This is a genomic window from Pseudomonas sp. B3G-3, from assembly GCF_028640915.1.
Classification (GTDB): Bacteria; Pseudomonadota; Gammaproteobacteria; order Pseudomonadales; family Pseudomonadaceae; genus Aquipseudomonas; species Aquipseudomonas chlororaphis_I.
Genome location: NZ_JAQZAB010000110.1, coordinates 253 through 12871, shown reverse-complemented (window position 1 = coordinate 12871; position 12619 = coordinate 253). Strand labels below are relative to the sequence as shown.

General features: G+C 49.6%; 11 protein-coding genes. 5 read left to right on the top strand and 6 right to left on the bottom strand.

Going from position 1 to position 12619, the window contains the following annotated elements; genetic code table 11:
• Positions 1 to 31: 31 nt before the first annotated feature.
• The gene (locus PVZ80_RS17940) at positions 32 to 379 is read left to right on the top strand and encodes a RidA family protein (protein ID WP_257372671.1); all 348 of its coding nucleotides are present in this window, start codon (positions 32 to 34) and stop codon (positions 377 to 379) included.
• Between the two features lie 117 nt (positions 380 to 496).
• Positions 497 to 1909, top strand: a complete 1413-nt coding sequence (locus tag PVZ80_RS17935; protein WP_257372673.1) for an amino acid permease — start codon at positions 497 to 499, stop codon at positions 1907 to 1909.
• A gap of 694 nt (positions 1910 to 2603) precedes the next feature.
• On the opposite strand, the gene PVZ80_RS17930 is transcribed toward PVZ80_RS17935, so the two are convergent.
• Both PVZ80_RS17930 and PVZ80_RS17925 read right to left on the bottom strand, forming a co-directional pair.
• On the bottom strand, positions 2604 to 3989 hold the full coding sequence (locus PVZ80_RS17930; RefSeq protein ID WP_257372675.1) for a DEAD/DEAH box helicase: 1386 nt from the start codon (positions 3987 to 3989) through the stop codon (positions 2604 to 2606).
• Positions 3986 to 4555: a hypothetical protein gene (locus PVZ80_RS17925; RefSeq protein WP_257372677.1), complete on the bottom strand. Its 570-nt coding sequence runs from the start codon at positions 4553 to 4555 to the stop codon at positions 3986 to 3988. The genes PVZ80_RS17930 and PVZ80_RS17925 overlap by 4 nt, the downstream gene beginning before the upstream one ends.
• Positions 4556 to 4658: 103 nt before the next feature.
• Here PVZ80_RS17925 and PVZ80_RS17920 point away from each other — a divergent pair, with 103 nt between their 5' ends.
• Positions 4659 to 4877, top strand: a complete 219-nt coding sequence (locus tag PVZ80_RS17920) for a helix-turn-helix domain-containing protein (RefSeq protein ID WP_257372679.1) — start codon at positions 4659 to 4661, stop codon at positions 4875 to 4877.
• Between the two features lie 168 nt (positions 4878 to 5045).
• Here the strand turns inward: PVZ80_RS17920 and PVZ80_RS17915 are convergent, their stop codons facing one another.
• Genes PVZ80_RS17915 through PVZ80_RS17900 form a run of 4 tightly spaced genes read right to left on the bottom strand, consistent with a single transcriptional unit; the run spans position 5046 to position 10882 of the window.
• The gene (locus PVZ80_RS17915) at positions 5046 to 5462 is read right to left on the bottom strand and encodes a hypothetical protein (RefSeq protein WP_257372681.1); all 417 of its coding nucleotides are present in this window, start codon (positions 5460 to 5462) and stop codon (positions 5046 to 5048) included.
• Positions 5459 to 7477 carry a hypothetical protein gene (locus PVZ80_RS17910; protein WP_257372682.1) on the bottom strand — a complete coding sequence of 673 codons (2019 nt, stop codon included), beginning with the start codon at positions 7475 to 7477 and terminating at the stop codon, positions 5459 to 5461. Before PVZ80_RS17910 ends, PVZ80_RS17915 begins: the two co-directional genes overlap by 4 nt.
• Positions 7474 to 9432: a hypothetical protein gene (locus tag PVZ80_RS17905; RefSeq protein ID WP_257372684.1), complete on the bottom strand. Its 1959-nt coding sequence runs from the start codon at positions 9430 to 9432 to the stop codon at positions 7474 to 7476. The genes PVZ80_RS17910 and PVZ80_RS17905 overlap by 4 nt, the downstream gene beginning before the upstream one ends.
• A gap of 4 nt (positions 9433 to 9436) precedes the next feature.
• Positions 9437 to 10882, bottom strand: coding sequence for a site-specific integrase (locus PVZ80_RS17900; protein ID WP_257372685.1), 1446 nt, complete (start codon positions 10880 to 10882; stop codon positions 9437 to 9439).
• Positions 10883 to 10960: 78 nt separating this feature from the next.
• Here PVZ80_RS17900 and PVZ80_RS17895 point away from each other — a divergent pair, with 78 nt between their 5' ends.
• Together PVZ80_RS17895 and PVZ80_RS17890 are read left to right on the top strand one after the other, a co-directional pair.
• A complete protein-coding gene (locus PVZ80_RS17895) occupies positions 10961 to 11533 on the top strand; it encodes an MBL fold metallo-hydrolase (protein ID WP_273864355.1) in 573 nt (190 codons plus the stop codon).
• A 114-nt stretch (positions 11534 to 11647) separates the two neighbouring features.
• A complete protein-coding gene (locus PVZ80_RS17890; RefSeq protein WP_009050733.1) occupies positions 11648 to 12379 on the top strand; it encodes an OmpA family lipoprotein in 732 nt (243 codons plus the stop codon).
• The last annotated feature ends 240 nt before the right edge of the window (positions 12380 to 12619 follow it).

The window sequence follows — 12619 nt, the reverse complement described above, 5'->3', positions numbered from 1 at the left end:
AGTTTTCAATTTTAACTAGGGGTATTTTGCTGTGACTGATATTGAGCGGTACGCGTTTGATACGCGAATCCACCATGCCGTAAAGCACAATGGTGTGGTGTATTTGACAGGCCAGGTTGGCACACCGGGAGAATCTGCTGCAGCGCAGACCCAAGAGGTTCTTGAGAAAATCGATCGGCTTCTGGCACTGGCAGGCAGCGATAAAACCAAAATTTTGAACGCGATCCTTTGGCTGGACGATCTCCGGGATTTTGAAGAAGTGAATCGTGTGTGGGATGCCTGGTTGGTCAAGGAGCATGCACCTGCGCGGTCAACCGGTCAGGCCCGGTTAGCAAAATCCGGCATGCTGGTTGAGATCATCATTACGGCAGCTGCTTGAGGCGCTCACTTAGCCTGGTGCGCTCACGATTAACGCGGTCCGAAGGGTCGTGCAGAAAATAACGACAAGAAAACTCGCCGTCGCTCTTGTGGCGGCGACGTTGATCGAAGGTTTCAAATGACGTCGCTCCAACCGAATCAACAAGGTTCTCTGCAACATGGCTTGACATCCCGTCAGGTATCCATGATTTCCATCGCCGGCATCATCGGTGCTGGATTGTTCATCGGCTCCTCAATAGCGATTGCCTCAGCCGGCCCGGTGATTCTCGTGTCTTACGCGATGACCGGCCTTTTGGTGTTACTGGTAATGCGTATGTTGGGTGAAATGGCTGTGGCCAACCCCAACAGCGGTTCATTTTCCACCTATGCCGGCGAAGCTATCGGGCCTTGGGCGGGCTTTACCATCGGCTGGATGTACTGGTGGTACTGGGTGCTGATCATCCCGGTAGAGGCCATCGCTGGAGGTGACATTCTCCATGGCTATTTCCCTGCCATACCGTCCTGGGCATTTGCCTTCGCCATTATGGTACTGCTGGCCTGCACCAATTTGGTCAGCGTGAAAAACTTCGGTGAATTTGAATTTTGGTTTGCCCTCGTAAAAGTCATCGCGATCATTGCTTTCATCGTGGTCGGTGGCATGGCAGTCCTGGGGGTTTGGCCGTTAGCTGAGGTTGCGGGCGTTGAGAAGCTTTGGTCGGCCGGTGGTTTCGTGCCTAATGGTTGGGATGCGGTTCTCGGAGGGATACTGATCACGATCTTCTCCTTCTTTGGTGCCGAAGTAGTCACCATTGCAGCGGCAGAAACAGCCAATCCCCAAGAAAAAATTCGTCGTGCTACCAACCTGGTTGTCTACCGAATTGCAATTTTCTACCTGCTTTCGATCTTCCTAGTGGTTTCGCTAGTGGCCTGGAATGATCCGCGTCTTGTGGAGGTAGGTTCTTTCCAGCGCGTATTGGAAGTGCTAAACATCCCTGCGGCGAAGCTCATTGTAGATCTGGTAGTCCTGGTGGCCGTCACCAGTTGCATGAACTCTGGACTGTACACCGCTTCACGTATGCTCTATTCGCTTGGCGTGAGAGGCGAGGCGTTGGCTGTGACCAAGAGTGTTTCGCGCAATGGCGTTCCGGTGGTGGCAGTCATCCTGTCGACTCTCGCGGGCTTCGCCGGTTGTCTGCTGAATTATCTTTTCCCCGGCAAGGTGTTCGTATTTCTCTTGTCGACTACAGGCGCCCTTGCGCTGCTGGTGTACCTGGTTATCGCCATCTCGCAGCTGCGGATGCGTGCACGTGCAGAGCGGGCCGGGATCGAGTTGTCGTTCAAGATGTGGATGTTCCCTTGGCTGACCTGGATGGTGATTGGCACGATTCTCATGGTCTTGGGATACATGCTGCTGACAGACACGTATCGATATCAAACGTTGATGACGGTGGTCCTGACACTGCTCATCATGCTGATATACGCAGTCCGTCAAAGGCTGCGTGATAGACGTCAGCAGCGCGTCGCGGTGGTCCTTGGTAGGGTCGGTGGATAGGGATCAACATAAACGCGGGGGCTCATCAGCGGTGAGCTTTCAACGAGAGTTATGAGCGCCTGCAGGAATAGCGAACCCAAACTCTCATCATCTGAAGGAGGCGGCCAATGAAAACTAGGTGGCATCTGGTGTGGGGCTCAGTGTCTCAGATGGTAAAAACGGCCATGTCTAACCTCCTGTCTGATGGAAAGCGTGGCCGCCACCAGAAAGTAAGGGCTATAAAGAACTTTCTCATCGTTCACTGAGGAGCAGGCTGTTCGTGATGGGGCTGCTGCGATATCCCCTCTGCCGGAAACTGCACTCGACTGTAATGCAGGCTTAGAAAGCTGGGACCCCTGGGGTCTCCAGCGCCATTCGACGACGGTGGTTACGAATGACCAGCATGACGTGCAGCACAGCTACTGCCGGCTCGGGGCTCGCAGTGCGGACACTGGACGTTGAAGGGAGGGGTGAGCAAAAAATGATCAATTATTGTTTGCGAGATAATTAGAGATAATTCTGCCAATGGCCATCCCTAAGCCATGTCCCCAGCACCGCGGCTTTGCTGTTCTATGGATCGTTGAGGTCTCAGGGGCCCGAGGCCTGGCCCTACAGATTTACGTCTCTGCAGCGGCCAGCGCCTCACTCAGGCCTCCTTGAATGAATCAGCTAACGGCAGAAAATTGGTTGAGTTGCTGGATTTTGTGTCGCTGAATTAGTAAACGGAGAGAATCTCGGTTCGAAATCCGGAGGATATCTCCATTCGGAAAAGACTCCCTTCATCCACAGCACCGTCAATCATATGTTCAGAGGTGGAAGAGGCTCGGTTGACTTGAAAATCAAGCGCCCCATCTCCTGTCTCCAGGCCTATGTTGTCTTGCATGGTGGTGCAGCCACCACCGACCCGAAGAAGTTGGATGTGGTCCAAAACCGCCAGATCATCCGGTAAATCTTCAGCAACCCGCTGGGAAAACTGAAGCAGTGATGGCTCCGCAAGGACATAGAGCCAAGCTTCGCTATCATCGTTTCCGGTGCGTCTCAGCACGCGCCCGAGCACCTGACGATAATGTAGTTCCGTTCGAATTCGGCTGAGATAACAGCACACCTGTAAGCGAGGGATATCCGTACCTTCGCTTATCATTCCAACGGCAACAATCCACTTCCCCACCCCACCACGAAAGTCCTCGATGAGCTGTTGCGCGCCTGGGGTCCGGGTGGTTACCACCAAGCACTCTTCGCCTCGCGATCTGAGGACCGCAGCGACCTGGTTGGCATGCCTGATGTTCGCAGCAACGACCAAGCCGCCGGCATCCGGTATCTCGTAGCGCAATGCATCCAGTTTGCTGCGTCCAAGATCGATGACCTTCTCGATCAAGTCATGATGAGTGAGTAGATCTTCAAACGTCACGGGAGACTCGCTCAGCAACTGAGCGATGCTCGGATAGACAGTGACAATCGGTAACTCATCGACAAGCTCTGTGAGCTTTACGGCGCTGTTATCGATGACCACTATCCTTGGAGAACGGCAAACCTTGTCGGCTACCGCCTCCTTGAGGCCGTACCGATAATCACAAACGAGTCGGCCTTCCGGATCAGAATACCTCGCCAAAGCGATCGCTTTTTCATCGGAGCGCCATGGAGTACCGGATAAGGCTAATGTGAAGGCAGCTTGGTCTTGCAATCGTTGGAGGATGATTTGTCCCCAGGCGTTGCTCAAAAGTGGATCGTGTCCTGCGCAGTGATGAATTTCGTCGAAGACCGTCAACACTCGATAGTCTTTGAGCAACTGCCAAAATGATGCAGAGCGATGCTCCATCGCTTGATAGGTGGTAGCGACCCCAATTGACCCTAGACGGCCGTCAAACGAGCGGCCCAACACATCGGCGAATGTCTTCTCCAGTCCCCCAACCACTTGGCAGGAGGGCGCGAAGCACAGGACAAGATCAATGAGTCCGGCGTGCAATAAGCTTTTCGCGAGCTCAGCAGCCATCCGGCTTTTGCCGGCACCAGGTGTTGCTTGGCAAAAGAAATGGGATGAAGACTGATAATGCCCAAGCGCCGCGGCAACACAGGCGTTCTGCCATATACGCATACCCGTCATGCAGCTACCAACAGCTTCAGCGTATTTTCGATAGCGCGAAGGTGCCCCAAAAGCCTTGAACTGCGGTCACGCGCTTCAATGTAGTCATCCTCAACCCGAGCCTTGAGGACCGGCATCTCGGTGAATAGCTGCTTGTAGCGCTCTGCTTCACCCAGAGCGGTGAGCATGTCCAGACGTATTTCTTTCGCAAGGGACTCGAGTCGCCGGGTTGGACAACCATGGGATAGTTTTTGGGATGACGCCATGGGGGCAATCAGGCTTGGCGTCTCAATCTGGGGAGTCGAAAAGCGATGGTCCACAAGGAGTGGAGTAATAGCTTCAGGCATGTCCATGACGTGAAAGACTTGGTCACGCTTCCGTCGTATCGGGTCTTGTGTGATCCAGCCGACGCGCTTCAGGCGTTGAATCTGGTCATAAATGTAGCGCCATAACTCAACGTCGTGGGCCTGGCCATTCAAGCGAAGGGCATAGCCATCCCTCAGCGAACGGGTCGTAAATTGCTGAAAATGTCCATCCTTGAGAAGCTCGAAGACATGCCTGTCTAGCTTAAATGTTGCGGGTTTCATACAGGCACCCAAAGCAGCCGGAACGGGCAAAATGCGGATTATAATCCGTCGCTAGCTGTCAGGTAAACGACCGATAGTGCCGCCTTAGTCAATCGAGGCGGTTATGCAAGCGCTGGCAAAGGATCTCGGGCAGAAAATCCGCGAGAGGAGGATAGCGGTCGGGTTGTCCCAAGACGCCCTAGCGTTTGCCTGCGGGATGGATCGCAGCTACATGGGCAGGGTTGAGAGGGGTGAAGTCAACCTCACGGTAGAGAAACTTTACAGAATTGCGATTCAACTGAAGTGCCAGCCCCACACGCTTCTGCCGCGCGTGCCCCGGTGAGAATGAAATAGCTGATGGCAGATTTTTCTTGAAGACCGACAAGGTCAACCTAACCTATTTCTACCTGGTTAAATTCATTTTTTTGCCAAAGTTGTAGTAGGTCACAAAGCCGATTTTAAAATTTCATTCTGATAAAGTCGGGCGCGGTTGATAGTTTAATGAGAACTTCTAGAGGGTTATTAGTTCAATTATCTTGTTGGGCGCGGCGCGTGAACCTCTAAGAGTATTGAGTTCGACTCTGAGAGCATGGTTCTCGTGCTCCAGTGAAACAATTTTTGCGAGAGCTATCTCATAAGATTTTTTGATTTTATCCCGCTCTTGCCGGGCCACGTTTTTTAAGTGCTTCTGTTGTTCGGGTTTTTTTGCTTGGCTTTGGATGCTGGGGGTTTGAGAGGCTGGAATGGCAGCGATAATTTCCAATATAAGTTGAGCGTGTTCTGGTCTGCTCTTTTTTATTGATCCTCTTTTCCGTCCCGCTTCTAACGCCACAGTATCTTTATTGATGGCGGAGCCTTTTTGGATGTTTATAGGTTTGTTAGATATCAGTCTCTGAAGTGCTTCGCGGTATTCGTTGACAGCGCTCATTCAATTTCCTCCATTTTTTTTCGCAAGCCTCGTCTTTCTAGTTTTTCATATAATGACGAGATTTCAGATTCCAGTTGGCTGAATTGAGGTGCGTTGGAAGGGTAAAGCTCTTTTGCTCTTACCAAGTTATTAATTCCTTTTTTGATCTTCTTCAAGCTGCGATCATCATCTAAGATTGATTTTTCACAGTCAACGCATCCAAAGATGCTAGTAAAAGAAATTTTATCGCAGTGGTCTAAATTAGTACATCCCCCGATTGGTCCATTTTTGTAGACCATTTCCCCTTTAATGAATTTATGTTCAGTTAACTGCCGGTCTGTAGTGATAATTAATGGGCGACCTTTGTCGCGCGCTTGTTGGATTCGATTTCCCTCTCCTCCCCACAGTCGATTTGAGGTTTTGATAATGTCGTTGTCATAGTTAAAAAATTGAGCTGCTCTGCGCTCATGCTCCAATTCGCCCATCCAATTCTGAGCTTCATCGGACTGTAAAAAATTCACTGAAAATATACTATCCTTTCGATAGTATGAGGCCATTGCCTCTGTTAACTGTTTGAACTGGAGGGCACTAGATCCCAGTGATAACATCCCTGAGCGAGCCCCATAAACCGCTAGTGATCTTCGACATTGATGTGTTGCTAGTGGCCAAGGCGCACCAAGTGCTAAGTCAGGATCGCTTCGCCAATCACGGAACCCATCAAACAGTTCAAGCTCACGTATGTCTGATTCACAAATGCACAGAGTGGGAATTTTTTTGAGGAGTCTGCTAAGTGCTGTTTGGCAGATGCTCCCTGCTACTGGTGCTCCTTCGAAATGCCATGTATTTTTATTCGAGGAGCCAGCGTTGTGCTTCCTAGCTACCCTGCCAGCGAATAGAGGATACTGTAATTTATTTCGGTCGTCCCATCCGCACATAAAAGCAGATATTGTTCCGATTATCTTCGCGGCATTAATGCCTTTTTCAATAATTTCATGAGTTACCCAGAAGGTTGGTGTGTGGTTTTGTGCTGCTATCTTTGAAGTATAGCCTTTCAAAATTTTGAACGAGGCAGTTCCAGAATCAATCGACGCGTAAGTATCAGATGGTAGAAAATTTGCCTCATTGTCACGCATTCCCGAGAACAAATGAATCCAGTACTTGGCTGCCGCTTGGACTTCGCCAATGTACATTGCTAGTTCTTTCCAGTTTCTTATTGATAAGCCTTCAAAAAGCCTCGCGAGTCCATTATGGCTCACGGCCTGGTTCCAAGATATAATATTTTGGCTTCTATTGCTGTGGGCTTCTGGTACGGCATAACCATAAGTGGTTAATCTTGTTTTATGAAATTCTTCTATTTGTGCTGAGTGGAGGTTAAATTCATCAAGTATTTTACTTAGGCCATTAATGAGCTCGCCGTAAATCCTTGAGGGCATTAGCTTTGTTTGCAGAGGGGTGTTTTGTTTGGCTTTCGGATATTTGTTGTAAATTAGCTCAAGCTTGTCAAGTAGGTGGCTAGGTGGGGCAATGGTGAATTCGTTATGTCTGGTGCGTATTGCGAAAAGCTCCTTAAATACTGTAATCAGAGATTTCATCGAGTCTGGCGTGAGCGCGGCGAAGCTAGTAATAATTGATGTGTGGTAGTTTGAATCATTTAGTAAGTTCGTCAGGGTTGTACTGTTACTAAGCGCGAGCCTCGCCAGTTTTCGCAGCAAAATCAACCGTACCGAGGCTACTCGCCTTGGTGCGCCGGAAAGATAAAGTCTAGCGAGTTGCGCAATTTTCATTTCTCTGATGATTATGGTTTTGAGCGGGCTGTCAGTTTTAGACCATGAGGAAAAACTGTAGACGCACTTATTTTTAGCATCATATACACGCATGTCCCACACGTCATCGATGAAGTAGGAGATTACCTGACCCTCAAAATCTCGCGATATTACGAGACTGTCCTTCGGTGAAAGATAGAATGAAAGACTCCCTCCTTCCTCAGGAAAATATGCTAGTTCTTCTAGCCGGTCATGAACTCTAATTTTGTTCACACAACTGCTCCTATGTGTACCAGCGTGTCGAAGTGGATAGCCCAGAATTCATCTAAATGCCCTAACTCTACTTCGTTACGAATCTGGGAAATCAAAAATGGAATATTGGATCCTGTATGGCTAATTGCACTCAGGACTTCGTCGATTCTGTGAACGGTTGGGGCAATCTTCTGGATCCAATGTTCATGATCTATATTTGGTTTAGTTGCCATAATTACAAATCTTAGTGAAAGCAGTCGACGGATGTCGTCTTCGTCGGCATGCACTGAATAGAAATCACAAAACAAACACGTCTCGGGATCCCGGCAAGAGGGTTTTGGCGCCTGTTCGGTGAAGCCGGCGGTCCGTTGCGGATCTATATCTGATTTTTTTACGCAGCCTCCAACACCTATAGTTGCTTCCTGCCTCTTGTCCGTGGCGATACGGACCGGAATGTGCTCAGTAGTGCGCGTCTTAGCGATTGCTGTTGAATGGATAGCATCAAGCAAATTAGTTATTTGACTGGCGAACTCTTCCAATGCAGGTCTAGCATAGTTTTTTGCTACTGTACTCTCGGTGTTGCTGAGCTTTTCAGCGGTCAGGACAGTGTCCCCACCACTTTTGCTAATATACTGGTAGCTTACATTTTTTCGCCATTGTATGGCAGGAACCCAAGAGATTAAGGGGTAAATTTTTCGCATTAATTTTTTTAAGGTTTGAAGTGCGCTAGTGCCAACATAACCGATTGTGTTCGTTCCTTTGGGTAAAATGACAAACACATAATTAGATTCTCGGCCATCAAGTAGCCAGTTACGTATTTCAAGAATTTTATGAAATGTGGGTGTGAAACGGGCTCCGAATTCTGGCGCGACAGTCTTGCCATTAGCTCTAGGCTTCACGCCAAAGAAACGATAACCTTGGGTGCTGGGTAATACTTCAGAGCTTTCGATGTCAAGTTTTTGAGCGATACTTAGGTTGCATCCGGTCGCCCCTATGAATGCTAGCATGCCCGCGGTCATTGCGTGATTTGCAATTTGGAGTCGAATGCTAGAGCGCTTATCGATATTGTTTTTGATGTATGCTTTTTTGTAGTTGGTATAGTTTAAGTTGTATAGTAGATTGTTTTTAGGGATGCTGAAGTGTTCTGCTGTCGTTTCCCAGCTGGGAAATTCTGAGCATGTTGACAGAAAGTTGGCCATACTTAAGTTGGCTTTTTGGGTCTTAGCGGTATTTTGATGAAGACTGTAGACGAAATAGGGATCACTTCCTGGGGAAATTAGGTGTATAGGAAAATCACCGCCCTCAACCAAAAGGCGATGCGCTTCATCAATGAACTTGATTAACGTCGCAAATGTCCGGGATTGGGCGTCACTGCTTAGCTGTTTTAAATTGATATGAGCTTGACGGTCTGTCTGGATTATTGAAGTAGTAAGCAGTGCTATTTCTCTATCATGCATCCCCGTAGCATAACTTAAAACTTGTCGAGCGGAGACTTGCAGTATTGCCGCACTGTTAGCTGCAAGAGAGTTGCCCCTTATTGAAGAGGAGTCAACCCTGTCCAGCAAGTATTTAGTGTAACCAATGTACGCCAGACTACCTGATTCTCTGCTAGAGAGCTTGAATTCTTCTGTTTGCCCATCAACCCAATCAAAGAAGCACTTGATTGTAGTGTGAAAGCCTACTGTTGTGAGAAAACTAGTCTGCGCTCGAGCTACTTCAATAATTTTACTGATCAGAGAAAGTCGATCAATATCAAGCGATGATGGATTAATGTACATTCCCTCGTACTTTCCATACCTGTTAATCGACCGTTTCTTTCTTTGTCGATAGCAAAGCGCACCGAAATCTAAGTAACGTTTTCCGTTCGTAACTTTGTTGTCGCCTGCGATGACAGTATTTTGTGGGTGTAAAGCTTCAACATCAGGATTTTTATAATCGATGATGGAGATCGGGCGTACTGCTAGACTAGTTGTCATAATGTCACGTAAGCCTTACATATTTGAATAGGGCTTGTTCGAACTCGCTCTCTACCTGTGACTTCCATTCTAGTCTTGATTTATAGTTTAGATATTGCATTGTTGTTGACTTGTCACGATGGCCCATGCGCTGTTGAACATAGTCTATGGCAGCTGTGATTGCCCTGTTACCAAGATGTTTTAGCTGACTTTCAAGAAGGTTCATCCCGAAAGTCGCCCTGAGATCATGAAATGTGAAATTCTGAAACTCAGGTTCCTCCTTGCGTATACGGGGAATTAGTATTTCGATGATATGTTGCCGAATTGATCCGCCGTCCTGAATCGAAACCTCGCTTGCTCGATCGGTTAATAGCGTATTGCGGCTTACCAATGAGTTCTGCCTGTCGTAAAGTTCTCTTTTGCTAGTGTAGTATGGAATTCCATTCTTACTTAAGAAAAGGTAGTTGTCATCAGTGTCCCCATAGAACGAGCGCTTGCGACGCTTTACTGCTTCCGGACTGCGGCTGTAAATTATCATGTCTCTAACTAGCCAGCCGGGTACGAGTAACGTCAATGGCGTGCCTCGTTTGGTGTCAATGCAGGTTCCTGATCCAACACTGAGCCGCAAGTTTCCGTCTCCATCTAAATTTCCATACAAATGCCTGGTCCTAATCGTTCCAGCCGTCTGCATCCGTGCACCTGTAAACAAGGCGAAATAAAATATAAGTTGGTACTCGCGAGAAGAAGATAGTAATGCTTTCAAAATCAATATTTGATGACTTAACACCAGCGGGCGAAGAGAGCCACCATCCCGTATATATTCTGCGGGAAGATTGTTCCTAGGCGTCTTGATAGCTAGGTTGTGAGATTTTACATTTATAGCGTTTTGAGTTCCGAATCCAGAGGTTACGATAATTTTCTTGACTACATCTTCGAAGGGCAGGTGTGGGATCTCCTCTTTATGAATTATATTCCAGTCTATTATTGATCTATAAAATATGGCAATTGCGTTTATCCTCGCACCTGCAGTGCTGGTTGATATTTCTCCTAGGTCTCGCAATTCAATAAGATGCTTGTGATAGCGGAAGGTTGCCTTGAGTCTGTTGTTTTTCGGAAGGTATAGATAGTCTAGACCTTCGTCTTCTAGAAATCGTAAGTAATTAAGTAGGTGGTCGGCGATTCCACGAAAGGTTCTAGATTCGTATCCGCTCTCTCGTTGAAGTTTAGTTGTTAAGTATAAGTTTGCGATTCGCCAAGGCTCTCCGTTCCCCTGAATAATAACCGGGAAGTTTGGATAGTAACCATCCTCACCACCTAACGTTACGTATTCAGTTGGACCACTAAAGACAGCCTCATTTTCAGCGGCAGAATAGCTGACTTGTAATAACTGAAATTCGGGTATGAGAACCCGATGAGCCTGGGAGCTGTAGCGGTCCCTGCTGCGAGATTTGGATTGCTTGGAACGCATCATGCACTCATCCTTTTGGTCGCTTGTCCACATGCTTCTACATGTGGATATAGGTGTCAAAGGGTCTACATGTAGACTGTCATCGGTGATCCTGTTACCAAAAAGGCCATCGTCGTCGACCCGGGCGGCAACCCCGACCTGATCATGGCGCGGCTCGACGCGCTGGGGCTGAAGGTGGTGAGCATCATTCATACCCATGCCCACCTGGATCACTTCCTGGCCTCCGGGCAGATGAAGGAGAAAACCGGCGCGACCCTGCACCTGCACAAGGAGGATCAGTTCCTCTGGGACAACCTGGAGATGCAGTGCGGCATGTTCGGCGTGCCTTACACGCCGGTACCGGCGCCGGATCGCTGGCTGGCGGACGACGAAGAGCTGGCCTGCGGCTGCGGCGTGGCCCTGCATACGCCGGGACATACCCCAGGTTCCATGAGCTTCTGGTTCGCAGAGGCTAAGCTACTGATTGCCGGCGACACCTTGTTCAAGCGCGGGGTAGGGCGCACGGACCTGTGGGGTGGCGACCAGGCCACCATCGTGCGTTCGATCAAGCAGCGTCTGTACACCCTCGATGAAGACGCGATGGTGGTGGCCGGGCATGGTCCGGACACCCGCCTGGGCGATGAAATGCGTGAGAATCCCTTTGTCAGGGCCTGACATTTGCTGTCAAAAGTTTCACGGAATTTTTGTCATTGGCCGTGTTCAAACGCCTGCAAAGGTCTGTTGCCAACGTCCGCTGCATCACAGAATGAAAAAAGTAGGAGCTTCTCCATGTTCACCTCGCGTCGTTTGATCGTTGTTGCTACTGCTGTGGCCTTGTTGTCCGGCTGTGCTTCGCCTAACCCCTATGACAATCAGGGGCAGGCCGACGGCTCCACGGGCATGAGCAAAACTGCAAAATACGGTGGCTTGGGTGCCTTGGCCGGTGCGCTGGCCGGTGCCGCCATCGACCACAACAACCGTGGCAAGGGCGCGCTGATTGGCGCCGCGGTAGTCGGTGCTTCCGCCGCCGGCTACGGCTACTACGCCGACCAGCAGGAAAAGAAACTGCGCGCCAGCATGGCCAATACCGGGGTCGAAGTGCAGCGCCAGGGCGATCAGATCAAGCTGATCATGCCGGGTAACATCACGTTCGCCACCGATTCGGCGAACATCGCTCCAAGCTTCTATCAGCCGCTGAACAACCTGGCCAACTCCCTCAAGGAGTTCAACCAGAACCAGATCGAAATCGTCGGCTACACCGACAGCACCGGCAGCCGCCAGCACAACATGGACCTGTCCCAGCGTCGCGCCCAGAGCGTGGCGACCTACCTGACCTCGCAAGGTGTCAGCGGTGCCAACCTGTCGGCCCGTGGCGCTGGCCCGGATAACCCGATCGCCAGCAACAGCGACGTCAATGGCCGTGCGCAGAACCGTCGGGTGGAAGTGAACCTCAAGGCGATTCCTGGCCAGCAGTATGGTGGTCAGCAGCAACAGCCGGGTACGGTTCAGCAGTATCCGTAACTGATCGCTTGAATGAAGAAATGCCCGATCCTGTGATCGGGCATTTTTGTGTGTGGCCTTTGCCGGCCTCTTCGCGGGCTTGCCCGCGAAGAGGTCCGATCAGTCGCTATCCAATCACCAGATACAAAAAAGCCCCCGGACAACCGAGTTGTCCGGGGGCTTTTTATTGGTTCTTCACGGAATACCGGGAAAGACGCTCTTGATCTTCATGAAAAAGAATTCGCTATCCCGGTAACCGTA